At 38.0% G+C, this 25,997-nt stretch carries 26 protein-coding genes and 1 tRNA gene; 17 read left to right on the forward strand and 10 right to left on the reverse strand.

Going from position 1 to position 25,997, the window contains the following annotated elements:
- Positions 1-26 precede the first annotated feature (26 nt).
- The 6 genes from JWR87_RS15575 to JWR87_RS15600 all read left to right on the forward strand — a co-directional run bounded on the left by JWR87_RS15575 (position 27) and on the right by JWR87_RS15600 (position 6,608).
- Positions 27-986, forward strand: coding sequence for a hypothetical protein (locus JWR87_RS15575; RefSeq protein ID WP_297821777.1), 960 nt, complete (start codon positions 27-29; stop codon positions 984-986).
- 259 nt (positions 987-1,245) lie between these two features.
- A complete protein-coding gene (locus JWR87_RS15580) occupies positions 1,246-1,581 on the forward strand; it encodes a hypothetical protein (RefSeq protein ID WP_297821778.1) in 336 nt (111 codons plus the stop codon).
- Between the two features lie 170 nt (positions 1,582-1,751).
- Complete coding sequence (locus tag JWR87_RS15585; RefSeq protein ID WP_297821780.1) at positions 1,752-1,928, forward strand: Nif11-like leader peptide family natural product precursor; 177 nt, start codon at positions 1,752-1,754, stop codon at positions 1,926-1,928.
- A 151-nt stretch (positions 1,929-2,079) separates the two neighbouring features.
- A complete protein-coding gene (gene lanM / locus JWR87_RS15590; protein ID WP_297821782.1) occupies positions 2,080-4,848 on the forward strand; it encodes a type 2 lanthipeptide synthetase LanM in 2,769 nt (922 codons plus the stop codon).
- 117 nt (positions 4,849-4,965) lie between these two features.
- Complete coding sequence (locus tag JWR87_RS15595; RefSeq protein WP_297821784.1) at positions 4,966-6,000, forward strand: lipocalin-like domain-containing protein; 1,035 nt, start codon at positions 4,966-4,968, stop codon at positions 5,998-6,000.
- A gap of 149 nt (positions 6,001-6,149) precedes the next feature.
- Positions 6,150-6,608, forward strand: a complete 459-nt coding sequence (locus JWR87_RS15600; RefSeq protein ID WP_297821787.1) for a M15 family metallopeptidase — start codon at positions 6,150-6,152, stop codon at positions 6,606-6,608.
- A 429-nt stretch (positions 6,609-7,037) separates the two neighbouring features.
- Here JWR87_RS15600 and JWR87_RS15605 read toward each other — a convergent pair whose 3' ends face one another.
- Positions 7,038-7,286 carry a hypothetical protein gene (locus tag JWR87_RS15605; RefSeq protein WP_297821789.1) on the reverse strand — a complete coding sequence of 83 codons (249 nt, stop codon included), beginning with the start codon at positions 7,284-7,286 and terminating at the stop codon, positions 7,038-7,040.
- 47 nt (positions 7,287-7,333) lie between these two features.
- On the reverse strand, positions 7,334-7,645 hold the full coding sequence (locus JWR87_RS15610) for a hypothetical protein (protein WP_297821792.1): 312 nt from the start codon (positions 7,643-7,645) through the stop codon (positions 7,334-7,336).
- Between the two features lie 176 nt (positions 7,646-7,821).
- On the opposite strand from JWR87_RS15610, the gene JWR87_RS15615 reads away from it, so the two are divergent.
- Positions 7,822-8,229, forward strand: a complete 408-nt coding sequence (locus JWR87_RS15615) for a DUF1016 N-terminal domain-containing protein (RefSeq protein WP_297821794.1) — start codon at positions 7,822-7,824, stop codon at positions 8,227-8,229.
- Between the two features lie 69 nt (positions 8,230-8,298).
- On the opposite strand, the gene JWR87_RS15620 is transcribed toward JWR87_RS15615, so the two are convergent.
- From JWR87_RS15620 to JWR87_RS15650, 7 genes are all read right to left on the reverse strand, one after another.
- Positions 8,299-8,811 carry a hypothetical protein gene (locus JWR87_RS15620; RefSeq protein WP_297821796.1) on the reverse strand — a complete coding sequence of 171 codons (513 nt, stop codon included), beginning with the start codon at positions 8,809-8,811 and terminating at the stop codon, positions 8,299-8,301.
- A gap of 14 nt (positions 8,812-8,825) precedes the next feature.
- On the reverse strand, positions 8,826-9,755 hold the full coding sequence (locus tag JWR87_RS15625) for a relaxase/mobilization nuclease domain-containing protein (RefSeq protein WP_297821798.1): 930 nt from the start codon (positions 9,753-9,755) through the stop codon (positions 8,826-8,828).
- Positions 9,752-10,132: a plasmid mobilization relaxosome protein MobC gene (gene mobC, locus JWR87_RS15630; RefSeq protein ID WP_297821800.1), complete on the reverse strand. Its 381-nt coding sequence runs from the start codon at positions 10,130-10,132 to the stop codon at positions 9,752-9,754. The genes JWR87_RS15625 and mobC overlap by 4 nt, the downstream gene beginning before the upstream one ends.
- A gap of 93 nt (positions 10,133-10,225) precedes the next feature.
- Entirely contained in the window at positions 10,226-11,113 is an 888-nt protein-coding gene (locus JWR87_RS15635; protein WP_297821802.1) for a toprim domain-containing protein, read from the reverse strand.
- A 42-nt stretch (positions 11,114-11,155) separates the two neighbouring features.
- Positions 11,156-11,488 carry a helix-turn-helix domain-containing protein gene (locus JWR87_RS15640; protein WP_297821804.1) on the reverse strand — a complete coding sequence of 111 codons (333 nt, stop codon included), beginning with the start codon at positions 11,486-11,488 and terminating at the stop codon, positions 11,156-11,158.
- Positions 11,489-11,825: 337 nt separating this feature from the next.
- Complete coding sequence (locus tag JWR87_RS15645) at positions 11,826-13,091, reverse strand: site-specific integrase (RefSeq protein WP_297821806.1); 1,266 nt, start codon at positions 13,089-13,091, stop codon at positions 11,826-11,828.
- A 288-nt stretch (positions 13,092-13,379) separates the two neighbouring features.
- A tRNA-Pro gene (locus JWR87_RS15650) sits at positions 13,380-13,453 on the reverse strand.
- Between the two features lie 88 nt (positions 13,454-13,541).
- Between JWR87_RS15650 and JWR87_RS15655 the strand changes: the two genes are divergently transcribed.
- The 10 genes from JWR87_RS15655 (at position 13,542) to JWR87_RS15700 (ending at position 23,410) form a co-directional block, all read left to right on the forward strand.
- A complete protein-coding gene (locus JWR87_RS15655) occupies positions 13,542-14,825 on the forward strand; it encodes a dihydroorotase (protein WP_297821809.1) in 1,284 nt (427 codons plus the stop codon).
- Positions 14,815-15,354 (forward strand): DUF4199 domain-containing protein, encoded by a 540-nt coding sequence (locus JWR87_RS15660; protein WP_297821811.1) that lies wholly within the window; start codon positions 14,815-14,817, stop codon positions 15,352-15,354. Before JWR87_RS15655 ends, JWR87_RS15660 begins: the two co-directional genes overlap by 11 nt.
- Before the next feature lie 4 nt (positions 15,355-15,358).
- Positions 15,359-16,303: a glycosyltransferase family 2 protein gene (locus JWR87_RS15665; RefSeq protein ID WP_297821813.1), complete on the forward strand. Its 945-nt coding sequence runs from the start codon at positions 15,359-15,361 to the stop codon at positions 16,301-16,303.
- Positions 16,304-16,315: 12 nt separating this feature from the next.
- Entirely contained in the window at positions 16,316-17,446 is a 1,131-nt protein-coding gene (locus JWR87_RS15670) for a glycosyltransferase family 4 protein (protein WP_297821815.1), read from the forward strand.
- Positions 17,447-17,458: 12 nt separating this feature from the next.
- On the forward strand, positions 17,459-18,481 hold the full coding sequence (locus tag JWR87_RS15675; RefSeq protein ID WP_297821817.1) for a dehydrogenase: 1,023 nt from the start codon (positions 17,459-17,461) through the stop codon (positions 18,479-18,481).
- Positions 18,482-18,659: 178 nt separating this feature from the next.
- Positions 18,660-19,235: a D-sedoheptulose 7-phosphate isomerase gene (gene gmhA, locus JWR87_RS15680; protein WP_297821819.1), complete on the forward strand. Its 576-nt coding sequence runs from the start codon at positions 18,660-18,662 to the stop codon at positions 19,233-19,235.
- A gap of 68 nt (positions 19,236-19,303) precedes the next feature.
- Entirely contained in the window at positions 19,304-20,002 is a 699-nt protein-coding gene (locus JWR87_RS15685) for a nucleotidyltransferase family protein (protein WP_297821821.1), read from the forward strand.
- 99 nt (positions 20,003-20,101) lie between these two features.
- On the forward strand, positions 20,102-20,671 hold the full coding sequence (locus tag JWR87_RS15690; RefSeq protein ID WP_297821823.1) for an HAD-IIIA family hydrolase: 570 nt from the start codon (positions 20,102-20,104) through the stop codon (positions 20,669-20,671).
- 69 nt (positions 20,672-20,740) lie between these two features.
- Positions 20,741-21,790: a hypothetical protein gene (locus tag JWR87_RS15695; RefSeq protein ID WP_297821825.1), complete on the forward strand. Its 1,050-nt coding sequence runs from the start codon at positions 20,741-20,743 to the stop codon at positions 21,788-21,790.
- Positions 21,791-22,180: 390 nt separating this feature from the next.
- Positions 22,181-23,410 carry a thioredoxin fold domain-containing protein gene (locus JWR87_RS15700; protein WP_297821828.1) on the forward strand — a complete coding sequence of 410 codons (1,230 nt, stop codon included), beginning with the start codon at positions 22,181-22,183 and terminating at the stop codon, positions 23,408-23,410.
- A 50-nt stretch (positions 23,411-23,460) separates the two neighbouring features.
- Here the strand turns inward: JWR87_RS15700 and JWR87_RS15705 are convergent, their stop codons facing one another.
- On the reverse strand, positions 23,461-25,965 hold the full coding sequence (locus JWR87_RS15705; protein ID WP_297821830.1) for a M14 family metallopeptidase: 2,505 nt from the start codon (positions 25,963-25,965) through the stop codon (positions 23,461-23,463).
- Positions 25,966-25,997: the final 32 nt, after the last annotated feature.

The following is a 25,997-nucleotide window of genomic DNA, read 5'->3' on the forward strand; positions in this document are numbered from 1 at the left end:
TAACCTGGTGAAAAAAGACGCAAGCTATGGATCTGAAAGAGCAATTAATAGAAGAATGCTTTATTATGGCCAAGCATTCCTTTTCGAAGGGTTTGGCGGTAAATCCGCGACATCTAAAAGGATTTGACAGCTTATTGAACGACCCAAAGCAGTTAGTAGACAACAATACTGAAAGTAGGTCTGAACTCTCAACTTTTGCTTTCGAGGATTTAGTGATCCTTCACCAACACCTTTCGCAAATTATCGCTCCGGCTAAACCCGGTTCAATTCTTCTCTTGGAAGGTGATAGAAAATCAAAAGGAATATTAAGATTTTTAGGACCGGTACCATTGGTTCAGTACTTAATGCTTATAGCTTTTCTTGCATTAATAGTCCTACTCAGTACCGGCATATCACCAGACGTGACGGAAAAATCAATCGGACTTAGCATTTTTGATGGACACGGTAAAGCTATGCTAATCAATTTGGTTTTCATTCTGGCTGCCGCAGTATTAGGTGCAACATTCTCTGCATTGTTTAAAGTGAACAGATATATCTCTGACCAGACATACGAAGCTATTTATTTGTCCTCTTATTGGATAAGATTTGTTCTTGGTATAATATCAGGGATTATTTTATCAGAACTGATACCAATTGATGCAGATAGTAAAAGTGGAATGATGGCAAAGCCGTTATTAGCATTATTAGGTGGCTTTTCAGCAGGAGTTGTTTATAAACTCTTAATGAAGCTGGAAGGTACTGTAGAGGCATTGTTCAGTAGCGACGCAAAAGATATAATGAATGCAAGAGATAAAGAATTGCAGGCAAATTCAGCAGCAAAACTTGCGCATACTCAAATCGCTAATGCATCAAGTTTTATAGCGATGAAAAATAAACTTCCTGTTAATGATGATAATAGTGAGGTTTTAAAGTTGATAAATCAGGCTATAGACAATCAAATGAACATAATGGGCGGTCCTGTTATGCTTGATGGTGCTGTGAAATAACGCCGTCATTCCCGCTGGGGTCTCCTCATCTTAGCCTCGTAGGCAGCAGGGAGCCGGGTATGGAGCTTAAGGTCTTAAGCCTGCGCACAAAGCATTCCTATAAGGACCCGCTAACACCAAAACTCTCTATACACTTAACCTTTAAAGTTTTTGTTTATTAATTTATCACTTACAATACAAAGTGGAGACCAGAAATCACTATAATAAACGGGGCGTATTCCAAAAAGCCAAATGAGTAGGAAAAATTAAAACTAACAAAATGGAAACTAATCAAATGCCTTACGCTCTTGATGCGCAAGCTTTATCTCAGCTAATTTCTGGCTCAAAAAGTTTTGGACCCTTAACTATTAATTATCACATAGATCTGTCGGTACCGCAAGTAAGTGGAAATGCAACTTTATTCGGGGTTAGCATAGGGAGTATCCTAATTAACACTCAAAATCCTACAGTCTCATTAGGTGGAAGTGTAGGATTTGGAAAGGCTGATCTAACACTAACTGCAAACTTTGCCGGCAAAGAATTGGATTACGATGTAGATGTAGAAGCAGTGGGTCATACAGTGTATAAAGGAAGCGGAAAGTTATTTACCTGGTAGTTCACTTTTACTTTATAATGCCAGGCGACATCAAAACGGAACCGAAATGAGCATTTCAAAAGTCAATAAATATTGACGCTCCAACATCCGCATTATTGGTCTCCCTCCTTTTTAAAAGTAAAAGTTTTTGCATAATCATTATTTCTTAAAAAAATTTAAAATTTAAAATCATGGCTGATTTCTTAGAAGCAGTAAAAACAGACAAGAATTTGCAACAACAAGTAGAAGATGCATTAAGGCAAATTGCAGAAAAAAATGGACTTACCATTAATGAAAAACAAAACAACCCCTCAGGTATGCTTGGATGCGAGGTGAAGATCGCTACTCTTTACGAATGTACTGGTTAATGAATAATAAACAGAGGCTCGAAAGAGCCTCTGTTTATTAAAATATTTACCGTATTATATTGTTCAATTCAGACTTTGGGCGCAATAAAGAAGTCAACTAAGTAAAGGCAGACTATCTTGAATGGATATTTGTTAAACTTTAATTTTTAGCTTGAAACATCATAATCTGCCATTTTATACCGAATTACGGAACTTTTTAGATTCCTGTAGTCAGGAAAAAAGATTTTCATATGACACAGAAGAACCCTTATTGTCAGAACTTTCGAAAATTCTCCGTTTCTCAATTGATAAAGAATATAATAGATTTTTACATCAGCATCACCCCTTAATTGATTTTCTTCCGAGTTTAAGATTTGATTTTCTAAAGTCAACTACTTTACTAAGAGAGTATGAAAAAGAATTTAATTTAGAAGACCTCTTTAAAAAGTATAATATATTACCAGTTTTATTACACAACAAAATAAACCTATTTTGCAATTTTGTGACTGAAATTTCGTGTTGCATAGAACAGGATAAAATATTGCTTGAAGAGAAATTTGGGATTAAAGATTTCGTAATAAAATATATTAAAACAGGTTTAGGAGATGTTCACCAGGAAGGAAGATCTACCACTATCGTAACATTTCAAAACAATAGCAAAATTGTCTTTAAACCAAGATCTGCAGGACTTGACTTAGCTTTTAATAAACTTATTGACAGCTTTCAGTTATTTGAAAATGAAATTAAGCTGAGAACTTTAAACTTCATTGATAAAGGTGAGTATTGTTGGTGTGAGTATATAACAGATCTTCCTTGTACCACGGTTAAAGAAGTAGAGACTTATTATACAAAAGCAGGAGTAATGCTCGCTTTTTTATATTTATTACAAGGCACCGACATTCATTTTGAAAACCTAATTGCTTGTAAAGACGATCCTATTCTAATTGATATTGAATGTTTATTCCATGACACCAAATTACCCCAATTTAATGTTTTAAATACCGCCTTATTGCCTGTTTTAGTATTTCAAGGTCATAATAAACCTCCAATTGATGCAAGTGCTTTAGGGGCTAATGGAGAAATTGAAAGCAACCATAAAATATGGAAATGGAAAAATATAGGTACCGATGCGTTGAACTTAGAACAAGAGAGTGGATTTTATAAAGCAGAAGGAAATCAACCTGTTCTAAATACTAAAGCAATTTCTCCTGAAGAATATTTGGAACAGATTATTACTGGCTTCGATAAGGTAACTGATTGGATATTTGAAATCCAGCCATTATTAGAAGATGAAAACAGTAATCCATTTTCTCACTTTAAAAATCAAGTTATTAGAATCATTCCAAGGTTAACTCGAAGTTACTACGATATTTTAGAAAACTCCTATACTGTGCCCGCTCTGAAAAGTGAAGATGACCGAAGAAAAGTTATTCTTCATTTTCTGAACCAATTTTCATTTCAACTACCATATGTGAATAGTGAACAAAAGGAACAAATTATTAAAAGCGAATTTAAGGCGATTGAAAGGTTAGATATTCCTTACTTTACTGCAAACACATCAGAACTATATTTTAAGGAAGCAAATACCATTGTCTTAAAAGACTATTATACCTCAACTCCGTATGCAAGTATATGTAAGAAAATACGGTTTTTTGATCCGCATGAGGCGGAAGAACAAAAAAAATGTATCCGTTCAGCTTTTACTTCCCGATATAAAATTGCACTTCCACAGCCTGAGATTTTCAATATAACAAAAAAGAATAGCTCGAATGCAAGAAAGTTGATTACCGAAGAAATTAAAAGTATAGCAAAGAAAATAGAGATGAGTATCATTATAAATGATTCAGAGCTAACGTGGTCTTCTTTTGTAGAAGAGGGTGACTATTCCATTTTAAGTTTCATAGACAATTCTTTGTATTCCGGTAAACTCGGCATTGCATTATTTCTTCACTCCATTTCGAAATACTTAAAAACTACTCATTATGATCATATCATTGAGTCTATTTTAATTAGAGAAATTGAGCGATACCAGGCCGATTGCAATAATTCTATAAACCTATCCTTGAGTGTTGGGGTTTCAGGATTAATATATACGCTGCTCCGAACTGAACGTGAGGATTTCTTAAAGGCTGCGATAAGGCTGTCTATGCACATGACAGATGAAAGAGTAAATGAAGATAAAACCTATGACATAATGGGAGGCTCGGCAGGCACTTTGGTAGCTCTTTGCGAATTATATAAAAAAACAAATTGTGCAGGCATACTTAAAAGATGCATATACATTGGTGAACATTTATTGAAAAGCAGCATTTTAGATGCACATTCGAATGAACGGTGCTGGATTTCCATAACAGGCGAGGCTTTAACCGGGTACTCACATGGTGCATCGGGGATAGGATATTCGTTACTCAGGTTATATGAAGCAACTAAAATAGTTAAGTATAGAGATGCTTTTTACGATGGCTTACGGTACGAGAACTGCTATTTTAGTAAATCTCACACAAACTGGAAGGACTTAAGATCAACTGAGGAGAAATATCAAAATTCATGGTGCCATGGGGCTGCAGGTATAGGTCTGTCAAGGCTATATGCTTATAAAATTTTAAAAGATCCATCATTGTTGCTTGATGTTAACCACGCTATTGAAGCAACTAAAAAAACAGATTTATCAAATATTGACCATTACTGCTGCGGCAATATCGGACGGATTGATTTTTTAATTGAGGCGTCTCAACAATTACAAGATAAAAAGCTGGTGTTGTATTGTAACCAGGTAATCAGTTCTTTTTTGGATAAAAAAAATAAGTTAGGCTATTATCAAACCTATCGAAATTCGTCGCTAAGCATGGAAAACCCGACATTGTTTAGGGGCACTACCGGCATTGGATATATACTTATGAAGTCTCTCTATAATAAAAAGCTGGTAAGCCTGGGATTTTGAGAGATAACAAATTGTTTTAGTACATGACCATCACGGGTTAAAAATAATTGATTTCAGAACCACTTAAAGGCACCGGTTTGTGAAAAGAAATTTGATAACAACTTAAAAAAAATAGTAATGTTAACGAAACAACAAGACCTGGCAGCAATTTGTGCAATTACACTACCTAAAGATCAGTATGCCCATGAAGGTGCTCAAAATGAATGGTGGTGGCATGTTGGTACTTTGAAAAGTTCTGATGGCCGCAAATTTGGCTTCGAAATAAATGCAGCAGGGAAGTCTTCATATGCTTTCACCCAGATCGAAATTACCGACGTGCAGAATCAATGTAATTATCAAAAAGTGAACCCTATTATTGCACGCCCATCCAATTGGGCACAATACAATATAGCGGAACCTTGGTATGTTCAATTATCGGGACCAGCGGCCAATCTAACTAATGGTGCTATATTAATGCAGTCAATTGATGGCAATCCCTTAAATATGGGAGTTAAAGCCAGTTTCATTGATGTCGCTAGCAATGTCTCTTGCCAACTTAATCTTAGTCTTTATCAACAAGGTTCGCCCCTACTCGTTTGGGGCACTGGTTGTAAACTGGTAAATTCTGGCGGTACAAGCCCCTTAACCAAGAACAATTATTATTATTCGCTCACTCATTTACGGGCAACCGGTTCGATAACAATTGGGGACGAAGTAGTGCACGTTACCGGCCTTACCTGGATGGATCATGAATATGGAGCCTTCCCTGATAATTCGACATGGACTTTACAGGACATCCAATTAAGTAATGGTATGCATTTATCAAATTTTACAAACGTTGGCGATGTTCCCAAAGAAAACATCCCGATGATTTCGAATGCAACTATATTATTTCAGAATGGTAAAAGTATATATGTTAAAACCGTAACCACGCCGATGGAACCTATTTTTACCAGCAACAAGGAAATTACATATTATTTAAAATTTAAAGTAGAAATAAATAGTTCTGAACTAACCGCGACTTTTATAGTTAATAGCTTATATCCTGACCAATTATTTAAAGACGAAGCCGGTCCTGATGTATATGAGGGAGTTGCCGAATGTCACGCCCGTTTTGGCAGTTCAGATGAGATTGTTTTCGGAACAGCATGGATCGAACAAAATCTAGGTTAGTTCTTCTATTCACTCGACAATAATCAGAATATTTCAGGTATCGGATTTCTGTCCTGCTACCATATCTCCTACACAGCTCTCCGTACCGTTCCTCAAGGCAACTACCCAGGCAAATCACCATAATTTTATTATCAAAAACTAAAATCCCAATGATTGCAGCGTATAGTGCCTCCAACATTATAGAACACCAGATTGATACAACCAAGGTAGACATTTTTGTAGACCAGGATTTTGTACCTGGAATGGACATAATGAATGAAGCGGCAAAGTCTCTTGGTCTTGAGATAATAGTGATTTCAGCCAAACGTGATACAATTATCGTTCATGGAGCGATAGTTGAACCTGCCAAAATGAGCAATCATCTTGTAGGTCATGCAGTAGATGTAAACATTATAGTTTTGCAAACAAAAGAATACTACAATTCTGTAAAGATGGAATCTTCAACAGGAGTCGTACGGCAGTTTATTGAAACAGTAAAGCAGAAAGGCTTGCGCTGGGGCGGCGACTTCCACGAAAAAGACCCTGTTCATTTTGACGATGGACTGAATATCAGAAATCCAGAAGAGTATAAGCAGAAAATAAACGAATATTTCGGTAAATCTTGCTAACTCAATTAAACATTCATTCTTTACATCTTAACACTTCTGAAATGAAACACAAGAAACACTTTCATGTATTTCTCATGCCGGCGATTCTAATTTTTATGATTGCCTTTTAGCTGCGGTCCGGCCCTCCACTGCAACCAGCAAGTCTTTTCACAAACTGAAACTACCAAACCACAAGCTTTAAATCTAATGGATAAAGCCGTTGAAAATTTCCAGCTTCATCAAAGTGAAGTAGCAGCTCTCAAAAGCAATATCCAAAGCCTTTACACAACCGAATCGCAGCGACCGAAAAATTTGGAGACCATAAAAATGTGGGATAAAATGCTTGACAGTACAGGAAATCTTTAGGGGGGTTTTTAAGCCGCTGGCAGAGGGAAACTAAATTAAATCCCGTCCTCGTCCGGACAAATATAGCTTTCAATACTCTTGATGCTAATGTGAAATACTATTAATGAAAGCTGGAGAATAGTGATAAGCATTTTTCAGTATACGGATAGCAGCAATACTCATAGCTATGCCGCAAACCTCTGCTACAGTTTTTTCGCCTGGTTGTTGTTCTTCATCTTCATCAACACATTCTTCCATCGATAGCCTTGTACCGTTGTTGCTCGAAGACGCAACAACGGTTGCTATGCTGCCAAGTTTGTCGAAGCAACTACTATCAGTACAAGTGAGTGACACAACGATGTTTAATCAAGGAATTAAAGCCGGTTTAACAAAAGAATTTCTTATACCTTCTTCTCCCCCAGTTTTTTCTTGACCATCAAACTTACACGATAAAGAAGGAGCACACTCAATATGGAGATACACACCATTACATTGCCAACCGTATTGTAGTGTTCGAGGGGACTGAACTCTGTTTTTTGCTGTACGATCATTCCTGCAGCCGCAGCGGCTATGCCACCCGCTATTTGTTGTAATGACGAATTAATACTCATGAATGCTCCACGGTCTGCGAGGCCGGGTATGGCTGTTGTTAATGCAACTGCAGGAACCATGCGACTTAGTATTCCCATCATCATTAATACATTTACGATCATTACTAACCACAGGGTGTTACTAACATATTGGTATAGATAACAACCACGACTATCATCGATGCGGATGCAATAGTATATAAAGTAAACTTGTCTATGCGGTCGGCAATGCGCCCTATAAGCGGCATAATGACAAGAGAACTGCACCCGGAAACCATAAATAATAAGGGCAATTGTTCATGTGTCACTTCCAGGTTGTTGACTGCAAAAGCACTACTCATGGGCATCATCATAAACCCGCCGATAGACAGAAAGGCGGTGGAGAGATGATTTTTCAAACATTGTCATTAAGGCTGGAAAGGGAATACGGTAAAGGTTTTTCAGAAAAAAATTTAAGAAGAGTAGTTCAATTTTACCAAGTGTTTCCTGATTATACCATTGTCGTATCGCTGATACGACAATTAAGCTGGACGCATTTCATTGCGCTCATCCCCCTAAAAATGAGTTGCAGCGGGATTTTTACACTCAAATGTGCCGGCTGGAAAAGTGGAGCCGTAGCTACGTTACTTAAAAAAATACAATCGATGCTCTTTGAGCGCACCGCTATCTCAAAAAAAACAGACGAACTCGCCTCGTTAGAATTATAACAATTAAAACAGAAGGATACCCTTACACCTGATCTTGTTTTCAGAGATCCCTATATTGAGGTAGAATTTTCAATTCTTCTTCCACGCATTATCCATCTTTACCCTAATCGTCTTCTTACTATTGATATAAAGATAATTCCACGCCTTTTTATATTGAATACTTTCAGCTTCTTTATATCTTACTGCAGTATTACTATTTATAAGCTGCTTGCCTAATGAAAAAAGGTAAGTAGCCGTTAGAAAAACCATCATCCAGAAAAGTAGTTTTCCAAAAACGATTCTATAGTACTCACTTGCATAATGTTCTGGAAAGAGCAAGAGTCTATATTGCCTTGTTATACTTTTTGGCTGAGCTTGAATAATGCCTTCCAGCCTTAATATTCCTTCATTAACTGTTGAAGTTATAGGTTTCAAGTCGGTAGTGGGAGCACTAACCTGTATGTTGCTTAACTTAAGTTCAAAGTCATCTACTTTGTTATTCAAATCCGCGACAACTGCCATCAATTTTGAATGTTGTTGTTTCAATTCTTTAAGCTCTTCCAGCACTTCGGTTAACACCGTGTGCATGATTTCAGTTTCCATAATTTTCAACTGTTTTATAAGTGTTGAGATTGCCTTTTTTTCTTTCGCTTTTGTTTTAGAAAGCCCTTGTCTATTTCTTGATTGTTCATCGACGGTTTCATCAGTACATCTATAATCCTTTCTTTATTGTCCTGGAAGCTGGAGGCATTGGAACTTGCATCTTGATGAAGTGCGGGAACTACTTGTGTGCTTTGTTTTTGAGCTTGTGACCATTGCTGTTGAGCAAGAATTTTTTCAATGGTTGCTAAAGAGTAATTAAGTTCACTGCCTTTCACCGTTACTTTCTTTTCATCAGCAAAACTTATCCCTCTTCCTTTTATAATTGTGTATCCTCTCCTATTCATAGAGACTTTAAATTGCTCCAGGTTGCAACTCTCCTTTAATGCCTGCTGGATATGGTTTCTTAGTAGTTCTTTTCGCTGATCAAAACGAGGAATATTTCTTTGCTCTTTTGATAAATATCTTCTTGGGCTAAGCACTTGTTTTAACTCATACTTTAACTCCATTTTCCGGCAGTACTTTGCCATCTTCTGGTAGTTGTTACTATCACTTACAGTTCGCTTATCAAAGCCGATTCTGTTTGCTACAATATGTAGATGTTGATGGTCCGTATCACGATGAGTAATTGCGATGTATTGATTGTTTTCAAAGCCCAGATCTTTGGCGCAATGTTCACTCATTTCCATCAGCTTATCCTTGCTTAAATTCTCGCCGGGTGAAAGGCTTAAAGTAACATGCAATACAGGCTTACAAAGCTTGCTATTTAACCTCCTTACTTCATTAAATTGTTGCACCAATTCTTTCTCATTTCCGAAGCATTTGTTGAACATTAAAACCTCTGCTCTATCCTTCATTACCTGCTCATTTTTCAGTTGTATTTTATCATGTAAACAGTAGGCAATGCATCCTCTAAAGGACTTTCCTGTTGATATTTTTCCAATCATTGAAAGTAATTTTTGAAGTCATTTATAAACTGCTTTAACCGTTCAACTATCCATTGTAATTCTGCTCTTTCAATTGGGCTTAATTCATCAAAACTGTTTCGCTTTCTTGCTATCTGGTTTACGTTTGCAGCTATGTGGTTTACGGTTGCGATGCCTTGCAAAACTTCTTTGGGAAGTACTTTTTTTCGTATGTCAACCTGTCCTTTTAAACCAAGCGTTCTTAAAAATTCTGAAACACTTACATTGGCCGCTTTTGCTTTATGCTCAATGATTGTTCGCTCAACCAATGTACACATTACGGCAAGCTGCTCGCTTCGCTTCACCTGTTTTCTTGGTCTCCCACCTTTATGTTTTGTATAGTCTTTCTCGCTTTCCATATCTTCAGGTTTTTCTTTACGAATGCGACAGCATGAGGAAAGCCAGCAGTTTTGACGAAGTCAAAACATAGCTGGCTACCAACTACCAAAAATTCAAAGATGCCTTTGTAACCGCTGGCTCTGCTTATGTTGTTCACCTCGGTGAATGAGATAATCATTTAAATCTTTATGGTGTTGATAAAGCCGACTTTGGTCTACATATTTTTTGCTCCAGGTTAATGCGTTTTGTAAATGCTTCAAACCCGCGCTATCTCTGTCTAAATACAACTTAATTTGTTGATGTTGTTCCATCACCTGCCGGCTCTTTTCAAGAAAAGAAAGAGAGTTTAATACAAGAAAATTTGTCAGAGCTATAGAATTATTCTGATGAAGGGTTTGAAAAGAAAGAAAGCTAAACATGCCTTCAAACACACTAATATTTTCAGAATTATTGTTTATGATCGTAACATCTTTCGGGCTTGCACTTCCTTTAAAATATTCGTTTCTCAACTCGTAACCACCGCTATTATTTTTAAGCGCGATGGCAGTATGTTTCTTATCATAAACAACAAAATCTACTTCCTTACAAAATGATTTTGCAACGGTTAATGATACCTTTCTTTGGGATAAATATGCAGTTAATTCCGGGGCTTGAATTTCTCTTACATCCATCACTTCAATGTGTCCTTTTTCACCTGCATTTGTTGGCTTTTGTGAGAGGGATTTATGCTGGTGAAAAGAAAAATTATGCTCTAATTTTTGTAGTGTCTCATGGAGTGGGCAATGGTGGTATAGCAAAGCAAAATCGACCACGTTGCCACCTTTGCCTTCTCCATGATCGTACCATTGGTTTAATACTCTGTTCACTTTAAAAGACGCCGTCTTTTCATTTCTTAAGGGTGACAAATACCAGTAGTCATTGTTCCTTACTTTTTCCGGTTGAAAACCTAAAGCATAGAGGTACTCAACCAAATCTATTTGGTTCGCTTCTGCACAATTCATAACGCAGTTTGTAAAAGAAATTTTCAAATAATGCTGAAGAGATTATCCCTGGATCGCATTCATCTTTCCTGACTCCAATAGTCTTTGGATGTCTTCATAGTCGTAGAAGTGAACGCCACCAATTTTAGTATATGGGATAACTCCGGTAGATTTAAGTGTTTGCAAAGTGCCGGGAGAAATTTTGAGAAGCCTTCTTAACTCATGCGACTTTAACCACTTTTTTGGCACTACCCCCGATTGCTTTTTTAAAGCCAATAACAGTTCTTCCAACAATTGTTTTTTGAACTGCTGCAAGTCATCAATAGTTATAAGTTGATGAGCAAAAATTTTTTGAGGATAAGTCTCCTCCCCTGTTTTGTTGAATGTTCTTTCCATAACGCACAATTTTCATATTCACTTCTATAACATCAACGTGATGTTGTTCAGTTATAAAAGTATGTTTAAAGATTGATAGATCAAATTGATAATAGTCAATAAATTTCAGAGTTAAAGATTATCCTGGCACCTGTAAATAGTATAGTTCAATCTGCGTTAACCGACCGATATCGTTACACGGTTGAACCTTTAAAAGCCAAATAATATTGTTTAATAGCAAAACTAAACAGCTTACTTATCGCTACCAATCCTGTTCAAATTTTAGACAGGATAGTATCTTAACAGGCATAAAAAAAGGCTCCTGTAAGAAGCCTTACAAACCTTGTCTAATAAAAAGCTACTCTTCACCCGCTCTCATAATACCCACTTCATTTACTTTATCGTTTAACTTTTGCTTCAACAATTTCATATCATCACTTAACTTGCTCTCGATCACTTTTGCATATACCTGAGTAGTAGTAATCTTTGTATGTCCTAACATCTTACTTACAGACTCAATAGGCACACCGTTAGACAATGTTATAGTAGTTGCGAATGTATGTCGGGCAAGATGAAAGGTGAGGTTCTTATCTATTTTGCATACGTCCGCCAGTTCTTTTAAATACCCATTCAATCTTTGGTTTGATATATTGGGGAACATTGTTCCATCGTTTAAACTCTTTGGGTTGTTTTTGTATTTTTCTATGATCTCTTTTGCCTTGGGTAGCAAAGGGATTTTAACGGGCGTACCAGTTTTTTGACGCTGAGTTGTAAGCCAATAATCACCATCTATACCGCGGATAAAATTACCCGGAGTTAGCTTCATCGCATCGGTATATGCAAGTCCGGTATAGCAACTAAATACAAAAAGATCCTTCACATACTGAAGTCTTTCAAACTCAAAATTTTTCCTTTCAATTCGGTCCAACTCTTTGGCTGACAAATAACCTCTTTCGTACTTTGTGAACTTTAGCTTGTATGCCTTGAACGGGTCTTTTTCCAGCCACTCATTTTTCAATGCGACATTGATCATTTTCCTAAACCGTTCCATGTGTTTCATTACACCATTATTTGAAAGCGCTTTATGATGATCTAAGGGCTTAAATGATTTTAGAAAATACTCAAACTCTGTAACGAATTTATAATTGATATCCTTCAAAGAAATATCGGCGAGATGTAATCGTTCCTTCAAGAATTTCTGTAGATACTTTTGAGTTGTAAAATAATTTTTTAGTGTGCCCCAACAGATGGTATCCTTCATATCCTGGTTGTGATAAGTTGTAAGTTTGAAAAGTGTCATCTCATTTTCATCGTGACCATAATAAGCCTTTTTGAAAGTATCAATGTTGATCACCTGTTTCTTTATCGTCATGTCACGGTAACACTCTACAAACGATGATCGCATCTGCTCCAAGTAATTATTCAATACTTTGAATTCCTCCTTCTTTGTCTTTGCCATTCCTTTTTGATCGTTCCAGTCCTCTAACTTTATTTTCTGTTTCGTTGCGAGTTCGATCCTCTTGCCGTTGATAGTTATCCGGGCATAAATAGGAAATTTTTCTTCGTTCAACCTTTCTTTCCTAAGACGAAAAATCACGCTGAACGTGTTAGCTTTCTTTTCCATTTTCTAAATTTTTAATGTTGTTTAATAGGAATTGAAATGTTTACAGGAAAAAAGTGTGATAATGACCTGTGAAAACATATTAAAACCGGTTAATTTTATTTAAACAACTCCTTGAATTTCAAGTGGTAGCAAAGGATTCGGTTACCAAAAGTAAAATGGTGGTTCTGGTAACCGAATTGGTAACCTATCATTTGTAGAAATTTGATAAGAATTGATATGGCTAAAAAACAAAAAGCCCGCAAAATCAATGTTTTACGAGCTTTTTAATTTTTAATAAAACCAACTTTGTCGGGACGACAAGATTCGAACTTGCGACCCCTAGCACCCCATGCTAGTACGCTACCGGGCTGCGCTACGTCCCGAACATAATTCCCGTTTCATTAGCGGGTGGCAAATGTAAAAGGATTTTATAAAAAACGGGTATATTGCACAAAATTTTCTTCCCGCTTCATGAAGCTTTTATTAAAGCGCGTAACTATCGCAGATAAATATTCTCCTTACAACGGATTGAATAAAGATATTTTAGTAATTGATGGTGTTATTGAAAAAATTGATGTGTCAATTTCAGCAGACGATGCAACCCTTATTGACCAAGAGGGGTTGATTGTTTCTCCCGGCTGGGTTGACGTCTTTGCTCATTTTAATGACCCCGGTCTTGAATATAAAGAAACTCTTGAGACAGGCTCCGTAGTGGCAGCGGCGGGAGGTTTCACAAATGTTTTTGTCCTTCCAAATACAAAACCAGTAGTCAGCAGTAAATCAACAGTTGAGTATATTGTTCAAAAGTCAAGGTCTCTAGCCGTAAATATACATCCTCTTGGTGCCATTAGTCAAAATGCTGAAGGAAAGGAGCTTTCTGAAATGTATGATATGTTTAACAGCGGCGCTGTCGCTTTTTCTGATGGCCTGTTACCCGTGCAAACCCCGGGGCTCTTTTTAAAAGCATTGCAATACGTAAAGGCGATAAATGGGGTTATCATTCAATTGCCTATTGACAAGTCAGTTGCGAAGTTTGGTTTAATAAATGAAGGGATCACAAGTACAAGGCTAGGACTTCCGGGCATTCCCGCCATTGCAGAAGAACTTTTGGTAAGCAGGGATATTGAACTGGCGAAATATACAGGAAGTAAAATTCACATTACGGGTATATCTACAGCTAAAAGCGTACAACTTATAAAAGAAGCCAAAGAGCAGGGAGTAAATGTAACCTGCAGTGCCACCCCTTATCATCTTACTTTTTGTGATGAGGATTTAGCGGATTATGACACCAACTTAAAAACAGAACCTCCACTTCGTAATAAAGAAGATATGCTGGCTTTAAGGCAAGGAGTGGAAGAAGGAATTATTGACTGCATTGCTTCGCATCATCTGCCGCAGAACCGCGACTATAAAATATGCGAGTTCGAATACGCTGCGCCGGGTATGATCGGCCTCGAAACTTCCTTTGCCGCCGTTAATACAATAATGCCTCAACTTAACACTCAACGGTTGGTTGACCTTTTTAGCAATAACGCAAGAAGAATATTTTCTTTGAGGCAAAACATAGTTGATCAAAAAGAGGTAGCAGACTTAACGATATTTGAAAGAGAAACAGAATTTATTTATAGTGCCAGTTCCATTAAAAGCAAGAGCAAAAACAGCCCTTACATTGACAAGCAATTAAAGGGTAAGGTGATTGGTATCATAAATAAAGACAAAGTATATTTAAACGAAACAACTAAAAATGAAGGATAACAAAAATATATCTACCGGTGTCACTTACGGAGTCATTATTGGTTTGATTTACGTTTTAATATTATTTGTTCGTTGGAGCGCAGCTACTAATCTCATAAAATTCGGTCTGTACTCATTCCTGGGGTACATTGTGATACTGGGGCTATTATGTTACGAAGCTTTCCAACGAAGGAAATTAAACGAGGGTTTTATTAGTTTGAAAAGCCTGTTTCAAACACTTTTTATTTCGGTTCTGATTTTTGAATTACTCTATTCAATTTATACCTATATCCATCTTACATATATTGATCCTACCGTGGGCGATAGAATGAGAGAAGGGATGCAGGAAATGTTTGATAAAATGGGTGAGGGATTGAGCGATGCTGATAAAGACAAAGCCATGGAAAGAATGGGAGATATAAAGCGGGCAACAGAACTACCACAAATGGTTAAGAGCTACCTGTCAAGTGTTGCAATAAGTGGAATTTTCGCGTTAATCATTTCGGCAATAGTGAAAAAGAAAAAACCAGTTTTCGAGGAAATTAATTAGCAATATGGACGTATCTGTTGTCGTTCCCTTATTTAATGAAGAAGAGTCTTTGCCCGAACTGTGTGCATGGATTGAAAGAGTAGTGAATGCAAATAATCTTTCTTACGAAATTGTACTTATTGATGATGGAAGCAGCGATGATAGTTGGCAGGTGATCGAGCACCTTTCCGCTACTAACCCAAACATAAAAGGGATAAAGTTTCAAAGAAATTATGGCAAATCAGCAGCACTAAATGAAGGATTTAAAGCTGTAAAAGGAGATGTGATAATTACGATGGATGCTGACATGCAAGACTCCCCCGATGAAATTCCCGAGTTAAGACGTATGATTATTGAAGACAACTATGACCTTGTAAGTGGTTGGAAGAAGAAAAGGTTTGACAACAAACTAACAAAAAATATCCCCTCTAAAATATTCAATGCTGCTGCACGAAGAACAAGCGGCATTTATTTACATGACTTCAATTGCGGGCTAAAATCATATAAGAAAAAAGTTGTCAAAGGCATTGAGGTATATGGAGAGATGCACCGTTATATTCCTGTTATTGCGAAATGGGCGGGATTTAAAAAAATAGGCGAAAAAGTTGTCGAACATCGTGCACGGAAATATGGAACAACGAAGTTTGGTTGGGAAAGATTTATCAACGGATTTCTTGATCTTGCAACAATAACATTCGTCGGCAAGTTTGGTAAAAGACCAATGCATTTTTTCGGCTTATATGGAACTTTAAGTTTTATAGCGGGTGCGTGTATGTTCATTTATCTTGTTATTGCAAAACTATTATCAACTGAATTTGCTCTCACCAATAGGCCTTCATTCTACATTGCCCTTGCTACTATGCTTATAGGTCTGCAATTATTTTTGGCAGGTTTTGTAGCAGAATTAATAGCTAGAAATTCAACCGAACGAAATTCTTACCTGGTAGAAAAAAAGATAGGAATTGTGTAACCTTAAAAAAATATGACACCGAAGAGGGTAATTATTATAGGTCCTGCCTACCCACTTCGTGGAGGTCTAGCATCTTTTAATGAAAGGCTTGCGCGACAGTTTATGTCAGAAGGAAATGAGGTTTGTATTTACACCTTTTCATTACAGTATCCTGGTTTCCTGTTTCCGGGCACTACGCAATACTCTACCGATGCGCCTCCAGAAAACATCAATATAAACGTTGCAATCAACTCTATCAATCCTCTTAACTGGCTTAAAGTTGGAATCAAGTTAAAAAGATCAAAACCTGATATAGTAGTGGTGCGTTACTGGCTACCCTTTATGGGGCCGTGCCTGGGAACTATTCTTCGCATTGTAAAAAGGAACCGGAACACAAAAGTTATTTGCATTGCTGATAATATAAAGCCACACGAAAAACGTTACGGCGATAAGACTTTTACAAAATACTTTATCACCCCTATCGATGCCTTTGTAACGATGAGCGAAAAAGTAATGACCGATTTGCGATCCCTCACCCCGAAGCCGGCTCAACAAGTTGTTCATCCCCTTTACGATAACTTTGGCGAGGCCCTACCGAAACAAGATGCAAGGAAATATTTAGCATTACCGGTAAACGAAAAAATTATTCTTTTTTTTGGATTTATACGCCAGTACAAGGGATTGGACCTGTTGTTGAAAGCAATGGCATTACCGGCAATAAAAGAGTCTGGAATAAAACTTTTAATTGCCGGCGAATTTTATGAAAACAGACAAACGTATGATGACTTAATTGCAGCAAATGATCTTTTGCCCCAGCTAATACTTCGAACCGATTTTATAGCTGATAGTGAAGTGAAATATTATCTAAGTGCTGCTGATTTTGTAATTCAACCTTACAAAAATGCAACCCAAAGCGGCGTCACTCCCCTCGCCTATCACTTTGAAAAACCAATGCTTGTTACAAACGTTGGGGGCTTACCCGATCTCGTTCCTGATAACACAGTCGGAGTGGTAGCTGAACCATCTGCACAATCGATAGCCACTCACATTTTAAAGCTATACGAATTAGGTGAAAATTACTTTTTGCCACATCTTCGCGAAGAAAAGAAAAAATACAGCTGGCACAATTTAACCAGCCATATAGTTCGTTTATCCAGTTTATAATTCAATTTTCTAATGATTTATAGAAGCAGAGCTCCCTTAAGGATTGGCCTGGCAGGTGGCGGAACAGATGTTAGTCCATACAGCGATCTTTTTGGCGGTGCCATTTTAAATGCAACTATTAATTTATATGCCCGGGCAAGTATTCAACCAATTGAGGAAAATGCCATAATTGTGCAGGCACTTGACAGGCATGAAGAACAACGGTTTGATTGGACTAACGAGTTGCCAATCAACGGCAGACTGGATCTGTTAAAGGGCGTATATAACCGCATACAGAAAGACTATGGCGTTCCTCTTACAGGCTTCAAATTATCTACTTATGTTGATGCTCCTGCGGGTAGTGGTTTGGGTACTTCATCAACCCTGGTCGTAGCCATTATTGGCGCTTTCTACGAGATGCTGCGTTTACCACTGGGCGAATATGATATTGCTCATTATGCCTATGATATCGAAAGAAATGACCTAAAACTTGCTGGTGGCAAGCAGGATCAGTACGCCGCTACCTTTGGAGGAGTAAACTTTATGGAGTTTTACGAAGGCGACAAGGTTATTGTAAATCCTTTGCGGATCAAACAGCAAATCTTAAACGAACTTGAGAATAACCTGGTGTTATATTTTACAGCCACCAGCCGTGAAAGCGCAACCATTATTAAAGAGCAGGTAAAAAATGTAAACTCGAATAATGAAAAATCAATTGAAGCAATGCACCAATTGAAGGAGCAAGCTAAGATGATGAAAGAAGCCATGCTAAAAGGAAGGTTGCATGAAATAGGCGAAATCCTCGATTTTGGTTTCCAGCAAAAGAGACTAATGGCAACAAACATATCTAATAGCAGTATTGAAGAAGTGTACGAAGCAGCAAAAAAGGCGGGTGCAACCGGTGGAAAAATAAGCGGTGCAGGAGGCGGGGGTTTTATGATTTTCTATTGCCCTGGTAACAGTCGGTATCAAGTAATTGAAAGGCTCGAAAAATTCGGCGGGCAGGCGAGGCATTATCAATTCGCACAAAACGGGCTGAACACATGGACTGTATAATCCCTTACACCACAAACTTTTCAACTTCAGGGATAGTTACAATTGCCTCAACCAAAAATTACTTTTTCGACAATGATGGTTTCTCGCTACAAAAATTTATAGAAACAATAGCTTTGTGATATGGAAGAGGGGTTTAAAACTTTGAACAAACCTCATTGAATTATTACAAGAAATATAAATGAACAGTATTAAAGAAATCATTACTCAATCGATAGAAACAAAGCAACGCATTTTAGCCGATGAGGAGTTTCTTGGAAGAATACAACATGCAGTAGACCTTGTAACGGTAGCGTTTAAAAAAGGAAATAAAGTTTTGTTCTGTGGCAATGGAGGAAGTGCGGCGGATGCACAGCACCTGGCAGCTGAATTTTCTGGTAGGTTTTATAAGAACCGGCGAGCTTTGCCTTCAGATGCGCTTCATTGCAATTCATCTTATTTAACGGCTGTTGCAAATGATTATAGTTACGATGTTATTTATTCGCGCCTGGTTGAAGGCATGGGTGTAAAAGGTGATGTTTTAATAGGCCTAAGTACATCCGGAAATTCAGCTAACATTGTAAAGGCTTTTGAATCGGCAAGAAACCTGGAAATGGTAACTATCGGTTTTACAGGAATGTCGGGAGGAATAATGAAAGAAATGAGTGATGTAATATTTAATGTTCCGTCATCTGACACACCAAGAATACAGGAAAGCCATATAATGATCGGGCACATCATTTGTCAATTTGTTGAAGAAAACATTTTTCCTGGTTAGAAAATTTACAGAAACCAGAGGTCAGATTATATTGCCAATCTTAACAGCAACTTTAAACTTTAAACAAAATGGGTATAAAAGAAGCAATTATTCTCGCCGGGGGTTTAGGAACAAGGTTACGTTCTGCCGTTCCTGATTTACCTAAATGTATGGCTCCTGTAAATGGCAAACCCTTCTTAACGTATGTTATCAATCACTTGCAATCCCAGGGGATCGAACATTTTATATTCGCATTAGGTTATAAAAGTGAAGCTATTATAGATTTTATTGCAAAAGACTTTCCATCACTCCTTTTTAAAACTACGATCGAAGATGAACCTTTAGGAACCGGCGGTGCTGTGAAAAAAGCTTGCAAAATAGCGAAGGACAAGTGCGTGTTAGTTACTAATGGTGATACACTTTACAAAGTAGATGTAGAAATCATTGCAGGAGTACACTGCTTAAGTGGTGCGAGTTGCTCTTTAACCCTAAAACCAATGAAAAACTTTGACCGGTATGGGGTTGTCGAAGTTGATAACCATTGTTTGATAAAGAGTTTTAAAGAAAAACAGTTTTACGAAAGTGGCTTAATAAACGGAGGCGTTTACGCTGTACATGCCCATAAATTTCTGGATGAAAATTTGCCCGAAAAATTCTCATTCGAAACAGATTACCTTGAAAAGTATTTTCAAAAAAGAAGAATGTTTGGTATTATCCAGGATGAATATTTTATAGATATTGGCATTCCTGAAGATTTTGAAAGAGCACAAAAAGAACTTGTTAACTAGACGCCCTAGACGGCTGAAAATTTCGATTACTTTAAAAATTCCCGCACCAAACCTAGGGCGCTTCAAAAGCCCCTCTGTACTAATGACTTACGTCTTACCATGAATGCACTTCCCCCGATTGATAAAAGTTGGACTTTATTTCTTGATCGTGATGGCGTTATTAATCACGAGAAGAAAGATGATTATGTTTTAAACTGGAATGAGTTCAGCTTTTACGATGGCGTTACAGATGCCCTTAAAACTCTTTCAAATTTATTTGCAACCATTGTTTTGGTTACCAATCAACGTGGAGTTGGCAAAGGTGTAATGACAACTGATGATCTAACAAACATTCATGAAAACATGCTGGCCGTTATAAAGGCCAACCAGGGAAGATTAGACAGGATCTATTACTGCGACAGTATGGACAATGACTGTTACGACAGAAAGCCTAATCCCGGGATGGCTTACCAGGCGAAGAAAGATTTCGGGCACATCGATTTGAATAAAAGCATTATGGTTGGCAATAAGTTAAGTGATATGAAATTTGGCAAAAATGCCGGAATGATTACCGTGTATGTCGACACCACAAATCCTGAAGTACCCTCTCCTAACCCACTTATAGATTTTAGGTTTAAAAACTTACCTTCTTTCGCTACAGCCCTACAACCTGTTATAACGAAACCTTAAATCGGAATACACCTTATCACATTCACGATTTATTATAATTATCATCGAGTATTTTCGTTGAATCGTAATATGATACAAGTGCGCAGCCTTTTATTAATTCTTTTTGCTTCTGTTGCTATTTCAGTTTCAGCCCAACCTTTGTCTCCCCGAACAAGAGCTAAGCTGAGAAAAGAGGAGGACAGCATGAAGAACTACAGCCGCCAGATGATAATCGAGAAAACGGCTACACAACGATTTTCTGCTGATAGTGTTTTCATTCGCATGTTAGTGAGGTCTTTAAAAACTCCCAATTCATTTCAGTATCCTTTCGATTCGCTTGAAACAGTCTCACGCATTTATGCACCCGATAGCTCGTTTCGAATTTTTTCGTGGCAGTGGGCAAGGGACGATAATTATTTCAGGCAACGAGGGGCAATACAAATGAAAACTGCAGATGGATCTTTGAAGCTGTATCCATTAGTTGATATGAGCGAGTTTACAGCCGCTCCACAAGATTCCGTTCGTACAGGTAATAACTGGATTGGTGCAATTTACTACGGTATTGTAATGAAGACTTTTAATAATAAAAAGTATTATACCCTTTTAGGATACGATGATAATAACATGCGAAGTACGAAGAAATGGATAGAGGTTTTATCTTTTGATGAAAGTGGGCGACCTGTATTTGGCGGTCCTTACTTTTCTATGAAGGACAGCAAAATAAATCCTAATGCAATTGTTGCCAGATACTGCCTTGAATATAAAAAAGAAGGCCGTGCAAGAATGAACTACGACCAGGAGATGGACATGATAGTGTATGATCACTTAATAAGCGAAACTAACGAGCCGGACAAGCAATTTACGATGGTGCCCGATGGCGACTACCAGGGTTTTAAATGGCAAAACGGCAAATGGATTTTAGTAGATAAAGTGTTCGATTACAAGCTAAAGGATGGAGAGGCCCCCATGCCTTCTCCGCTGAAGGATGCAACTGGCAAAAGTGATGAGTTGAGACTGCTGGAGCAATCAGAAAAGAATATGCAAAAAAATCAGCCTGGAAAAGGACCTGCCGCGCCGATGAAGGCTCCACCTAAGAGAACGGTTCCACAAAAGCAGGCTAAAGACGACGACTCGAATTAAAATAACCAATAAGTTTATTGTCACTATTTGTTATGCTACTCCGCATGGCGTAACATAAGTCCATTCAATCTTCTGTTGTTTGGCCATTGTCATGCTTACAACGTTGGCGGGTTTGCTACAACTCCACCATAAAGTTTGAGATGTTAATCTACAATTTCCGCTCCTTTCTGCTGAAAAAGATGAACGAAAAGCGACGCAAGGATGATACAACAGAGATTCAATTGCCGGTATCAAAAAACTCCCTACTACATACACAGCTTTAGTTTATCGACACCTATTTTACCGCAATTGAGATTTCAATTTGCAAAGTGAGTATTATAGCTTTTAGAAAATGAGATAATTGTTTAAATTTATAGAGACGAGAAATCTATATTTTTTAAAAACAACATCATGAAAACATTATTATTACTCTTACTGGTAATTCCAAGTATCGTGTTTGCTCAAAAAGGAGTTCAATTTGAATATGGATTGACCTGGAAACAAATTCAGGCAAAGGCAAAAGCGGAGAACAAATACATTTTTATGGATGCCTACACCACCTGGTGCGGCCCTTGCCGATATATGACCGCTAATATTTTTCCACAGGAAAAAGTGGGGGCATTCTTTAATCCAACCTTTATAAACGTTAAAGCACAGCTTGATACTACTAAGGCAGATAGCGATGAAGTAAAAAGCTGGTATGCAGACGCGCATAACATTATGACGACTTATAAGGTGAACGCTTTTCCTACCTATCTTTTCTTTGATCCAAGCGGTAAATTGGTACACCGCGCCCTTGGGTCTTCTGAAGCTGACCAGTTTTTGGCTAAAGCAAAAAATGCGATTGACCCTGAGAAGCAGTATTACGTTATGTTAGACAAATACAAAGCCGGCAAGAAGGACCCTTCATTTCTATTGAGCCTGGCCAAGGCGTCGCAGGAGGCATATGATATAACAGTGGCGGACGGCGTTTCCAAAGAATATCTTGCTACGCAAAAGGATTTGTTTACCAAAGAAAATATAGAATTTATTGATCGGTTTACCCGCAGCACAAAAGACCGGGGATTTTTGTTTATGCTTAAAAACCCGGCGAAATTTGACGCAGTACGGGGCGAGGGAGCAGCCAGTAAAAAGCTGACTGAGATTATATTGAACGAAGAAGTTTTTCCAATGATCTTTAAAAAAGATGCGGGTGTACCGGATTGGAAAACTATCACAACAAACTTAACGGCAAAATATCCTGCTCAGGCCAGAGAGATAGCTTCTACAAGTAAAGTTTTTTATTATCAAAACAAACGCGACTGGAGCAGCTTTGCAGTGGCGATACAGGATTATATGAAAAATTATGGTGCTAAAGTCAATCCGAGTCAATTGAATGAGTATGCCTGGACCGTATTTGAAAATTGCAAAGACATGAGCTGCGTAACCGATGCGCTAGAGTGGAGCAAAAGATCTTTTAAGGACAACAACACGCCAGGCTTTATTGACACTTATGCGAACATCCTATACAAACTTGGAAAAAAAGACGAAGCAATTACCTGGGAAGAAAAGGCTCTTGAATTCGCTGCGGAAGGCGACAAGAAAGGATACCAGGATGTAATCGACAAAATGAAAAAAGGAGAAAAAACGTGGAAAGAATAGCATGCGGAAGTTGACAGTTGACAGCAGTTTTCCTTCTGTCAACTGTCTATTTATTGCCCTACAAGAAATACCGCGTTTGAAAAGAGCATTTTTCCGTTTTCCCAAAAAAGTCGGAATAAAGGGTCTTCTGCTAAAAGAACAACTGACCCTGTTCCCATCGGCAGTACGCCAAACAGCAAACCGTCTTTTAGTTGACTTTTTACTTTAGTTCCGGCAAAACCAGTAACGTAATTGTCTTTTTTTATAACTCCTACATTCCAACCTTCTTTCAAAAATTCGTACACATTCGCGTCTTGCTTTAAAGTATAATATGTGTCTGAGTAACCAAAAGCAAGTGGATGAGTATTGTCTAACTGCACCCGGTAAATAGCACCTGGAATACTGTTTTTCAGTTCATCCCTTTCGCGGTTCTCATACTTTTTAAGCACCGAATAATCAACTTTATCATCCTTTTTATCTTCTTTATCTTCCTTTAGTTTTATCCCCCAGTCAGCAGATGAAAGTTTTTGAACAGCGGTTTCCATTGCTATTAAGGTACCGCCGCTGCTTACAAACTCTTTTAATTTATCTGTTACAATCTTATCAGTAAGATTTCTGTAAGTGCCGTCAGGAACAATTAAAACATTGTAGTTTTTCAGGCTTGTACGACCGAGGTCACTTGCATTAATGAGAGTTAAAGGATAATCAAGCTGCTGTTCAAAAAGATGCCACACTTCACCCGCAGCCAAGGAAGAGGTTTGCTCACCGGTAAGTAATGCTACTTTAGGAACACGTATAGACCTTACATCAGAAGAACCAAAGTCTGGACCTTTGTCCATAAACCCCGAAGAAACTGCATCTACTTCCACCTCATTTCTAGCCGCCAACTCATTTAAAGTTGATTGAAGATTTGCAGGATTTGATTTCTGAAGCACAATTAAAGTACCCCGGTCGTATTGTTTATTACCATAACTAAATGGCCTTTCTGAAAACCTAACTTTTACACCTTGCTTTAATAGCTGGCAAAGCATCTTTACGCTTTTAATAGAGTTGTAAGGGATTAAATAGCCGTAGGTTGAAGATGCAACTGGTTTAATTGTTACAGAAGGCTGATAAGGTACAATAGCAACCGCTTCTGAAACTGCATAAGCATCTACGCCATATGCAAAAGGCAAAGACCAGGCTGTTATATCATAAGTAACTGAATCTGCAAGCTTGCTTTTCTGTTCGAGCAACACCCTCGCCAGCACAGACTTTGGTTGTGAAGTACTAACGGCGAGATTATATTTTTTCAGGTTTCCAGTTTCCTGTTTTTCAGAGACGTAGTTTAATCCCTTAAAACGTTTATTTCCCACCGTTCCAAATTCCACTCCGTTTAGTCTTAATAGTTGTGCTACGCTGTTTATTTTAGCAGGATTGTCGCTGGTAAGTATATAAGTTTTAACTGAACTTCCTTTGCCCTCTTTACTGTCGTCAAAAAATTTTTTATATTCTGTCACTAACCTACCGGCATTTTGAGAGGCCATTTCAATAGTAGACAGACCTGTTGTGTAATGATGTGTTACCCTGTCAACCAATGTTAAAACCTCACCCGAACCGGTTGTTACAGCAAGCCCTCCCCGCGGTCCGCCACCCTGCTCGAAGGTCATACCAATTGCACCGTTGTATAATGGGTACGTGTCGCCATACGAAGGATACAACAAGTCAAAACGTTCCTTCGTAAAAAAAAGCCAGCCATTTTGATCAAAATATTTTGCGTTGTTTTTTCCGATGACCTTTTGAAATTCTCTTTGCCACGGTGTAATTACCTCATGAAAAGGTTCGGCGGCCGGTGCAAAGTAGTAAGGTTGATTAATGCCCTGTTCGTGAAAATCAACATGTACCTGCGGTAGCCATTGGTTATACTTCACCAGCCGTTGCTGCGTTTCTTTTTGCGTTTGCCATGCCCAGTCGCGGTTCAAATCAAAATTATAGTGATTGGTTCTGCCACCTGGCCACGGCTCGCTATGCTCACGCGATTGTGGATCAGTATTGTAATTCTGTCCCAAGGTGGAATTAAACCAGTTTACATACCTGTCTCTTCCATCAGGATTGATACATGGATCAATCATAACGACGGTATTTTTAAGCCACTCTTTTGTAGAGGTATTTGTTGGATCTACAAGTGAAAACAAGGTAAGCATTGCAGCTTCAGATGAAGAAGTCTCATTGCCATGAACATTGTAACTCAACCATACGATAGCAGGATTGCCGGCAGTTGCAGCAGCAGTTTTAGCGGCACCCAGGCCGGCAAAAGCCAGGTTGTTTTGCCGAATGCCGTCAAGATTTTTGAGATTATCAGGATTAGCAATATAAAGGAGTAATAGCTCTCTTCCTTCATACGTTTCACCATATTTTTCTAGTTTAACCAGGTGGGGCATTGCTTGTGCAACAGCTCTCACATAATTTATTATTTTATAATGAGGTGTAAATTTTGTACCCATCTTATAGCCGAGAAATTGTTCCGGGGATTGAAGTGCTTGACTATTTGCCCAAAAACCTGCTACCGAAAAAACAAATACCAGGAGATGCTTCATAAACTATAAATAAAGGCGCGAAAATAATTAAA

This window comes from Segetibacter sp. (genome assembly GCF_025963695.1).
Taxonomy (GTDB): domain Bacteria; phylum Bacteroidota; class Bacteroidia; order Chitinophagales; family Chitinophagaceae; genus Segetibacter.

Coding starts and splice junctions, on each gene's coding strand:
- JWR87_RS15595 (WP_297821784.1), top strand. CDS start 4,966: ATGTTAACGAAACAACAAGACCTGGCAGCAATTTGTGCAATTACACTA.
- JWR87_RS15655 (WP_297821809.1), top strand. CDS start 13,542: ATGAAGCTTTTATTAAAGCGCGTAACTATCGCAGATAAATATTCTCCT.
- JWR87_RS15610 (WP_297821792.1), bottom strand. CDS start 7,645: ATGATCGTAAATGTATTAATGATGATGGGAATACTAAGTCGCATGGTT.
- JWR87_RS15670 (WP_297821815.1), top strand. CDS start 16,316: ATGACACCGAAGAGGGTAATTATTATAGGTCCTGCCTACCCACTTCGT.
- JWR87_RS15705 (WP_297821830.1), bottom strand. CDS start 25,965: ATGAAGCATCTCCTGGTATTTGTTTTTTCGGTAGCAGGTTTTTGGGCA.
- JWR87_RS15695 (WP_297821825.1), top strand. CDS start 20,741: ATGATACAAGTGCGCAGCCTTTTATTAATTCTTTTTGCTTCTGTTGCT.
- JWR87_RS15700 (WP_297821828.1), top strand. CDS start 22,181: ATGAAAACATTATTATTACTCTTACTGGTAATTCCAAGTATCGTGTTT.
- JWR87_RS15575 (WP_297821777.1), top strand. CDS start 27: ATGGATCTGAAAGAGCAATTAATAGAAGAATGCTTTATTATGGCCAAG.
- JWR87_RS15615 (WP_297821794.1), top strand. CDS start 7,822: ATGTGTCACTTCCAGGTTGTTGACTGCAAAAGCACTACTCATGGGCAT.
- JWR87_RS15690 (WP_297821823.1), top strand. CDS start 20,102: ATGAATGCACTTCCCCCGATTGATAAAAGTTGGACTTTATTTCTTGAT.
- mobC (WP_297821800.1), bottom strand. CDS start 10,132: ATGGAAAGCGAGAAAGACTATACAAAACATAAAGGTGGGAGACCAAGA.
- JWR87_RS15580 (WP_297821778.1), top strand. CDS start 1,246: ATGGAAACTAATCAAATGCCTTACGCTCTTGATGCGCAAGCTTTATCT.
- JWR87_RS15685 (WP_297821821.1), top strand. CDS start 19,304: ATGGGTATAAAAGAAGCAATTATTCTCGCCGGGGGTTTAGGAACAAGG.
- JWR87_RS15585 (WP_297821780.1), top strand. CDS start 1,752: ATGGCTGATTTCTTAGAAGCAGTAAAAACAGACAAGAATTTGCAACAA.
- JWR87_RS15675 (WP_297821817.1), top strand. CDS start 17,459: ATGATTTATAGAAGCAGAGCTCCCTTAAGGATTGGCCTGGCAGGTGGC.
- JWR87_RS15660 (WP_297821811.1), top strand. CDS start 14,815: ATGAAGGATAACAAAAATATATCTACCGGTGTCACTTACGGAGTCATT.
- JWR87_RS15665 (WP_297821813.1), top strand. CDS start 15,359: ATGGACGTATCTGTTGTCGTTCCCTTATTTAATGAAGAAGAGTCTTTG.
- JWR87_RS15640 (WP_297821804.1), bottom strand. CDS start 11,488: ATGGAAAGAACATTCAACAAAACAGGGGAGGAGACTTATCCTCAAAAA.
- JWR87_RS15600 (WP_297821787.1), top strand. CDS start 6,150: ATGATTGCAGCGTATAGTGCCTCCAACATTATAGAACACCAGATTGAT.
- JWR87_RS15620 (WP_297821796.1), bottom strand. CDS start 8,811: ATGGAAACTGAAATCATGCACACGGTGTTAACCGAAGTGCTGGAAGAG.
- JWR87_RS15625 (WP_297821798.1), bottom strand. CDS start 9,755: ATGATTGGAAAAATATCAACAGGAAAGTCCTTTAGAGGATGCATTGCC.
- gmhA (WP_297821819.1), top strand. CDS start 18,660: ATGAACAGTATTAAAGAAATCATTACTCAATCGATAGAAACAAAGCAA.
- JWR87_RS15635 (WP_297821802.1), bottom strand. CDS start 11,113: ATGAATTGTGCAGAAGCGAACCAAATAGATTTGGTTGAGTACCTCTAT.
- JWR87_RS15645 (WP_297821806.1), bottom strand. CDS start 13,091: ATGGAAAAGAAAGCTAACACGTTCAGCGTGATTTTTCGTCTTAGGAAA.